This is a genomic window from Streptomyces sp. GESEQ-35, from assembly GCF_017948485.1.
GTDB lineage: Bacteria > Actinomycetota > Actinomycetes > Streptomycetales > Streptomycetaceae > Streptomyces.
Window position 1 is genome coordinate 1 of the sequence record NZ_JAFFSX010000083.1, and the last position, 1,115, is coordinate 1,115.

Below are 1,115 nucleotides of genomic sequence, written 5' to 3' on the forward strand. Positions count from 1 at the left end.
CAACGGGCCGTGCTGGCAGCCAAGTTCGGGGCGATTCTGCCGCATCTCGACGAGCGGCAGCGTCGCTTGTTGATAGGGGCGGAAGCCCAGTCGCTGGGTCACGGCGGGATCAAAGCGGTCGCCCGCGCTGCCGGTGTCCGTGAGGCCAGAGTGTCTGCCGGAATACGCGAACTCGACTCTGGCGACGCCCCGTTGGGACGGGTCCGCCGGCCCGGTGGCGGCCGCAAACGCGTCGCCGACCTGAACCCCGCTGTCCGCAAGGCACTTCTCACGCTGGTCGAGCCCGACGTCCGCGGGGATCCCATGTCGCCGCTGCGCTGGACCAAATCCACCCGCAAACTGGCCGGGGAACTGACCCGGCAGGGCCACCGGATCTGCGCGGACACGGTGGGCGACCTCCTGCGAGAGGAGGGCTTCAGCCTGCAGAGCAACGCCAAGACCCTGGAGGGCAGGCAGCATCCGGACCGGGACGCACAGTTCCACTACCTCAACGACCAGGCCCGCGACCACCAGGACGGCGGGGCGCCGGTGATCAGCGTGGACACGAAGAAGAAGGAACTGGTCGGCCCTTTCAAGAACAACGGCCGTGAATGGGAGCCCAGAGGCGAACCGGTACGGGTCGACACCCACGACTTCCCCGACCGCGAGCTGGGCAGAGCGGTGCCTTACGGCATCTACGACGTCGTCGCGAACACCGGCTGGGTCAACGTGGGCACCGACCACGACACCGCCGCGTTCGCCGTCGAATCCATCCGCCGCTGGTGGAACGCAGCTGGGCGGGCCGCCTATCCCACGGCCGGCCGACTGCTGATCACCGCCGACGCGGGCGGCTCCAACGGATACCGCACCCGCACCTGGAAGACCGAACTCGCCCAGTTCGCCGCCGAGTCCGGCCTGGCGATCACCGTCTGCCACCTGCCTCCCGGAACTTCGAAGTGGAACCAGATCGAGCACCGGCTGTTCTCCCACATCACCACGAACTGGCGCGGCAGGCCCCTGACCAGCCACGAAGTCATCGTCGAGAGCATCGCCGCGACCACCACCAAGACCGGCCTGACCGTGCACGCCGAACTCGACACCGACCAGTACCCCACCGGCATCCAGGTCAGTGACGA

The 1,115-nt window shown here is 68.3% G+C and carries 1 protein-coding gene; it reads left to right on the forward strand.

Going from position 1 to position 1,115, the window contains the following annotated elements:
- Window positions 1–12: 12 nt before the first annotated feature.
- A partial coding sequence (locus KCH87_RS48430; protein WP_247197939.1) for an ISAzo13 family transposase occupies window positions 13–1,115 on the forward strand: 1,103 nt, incomplete at its 3' end.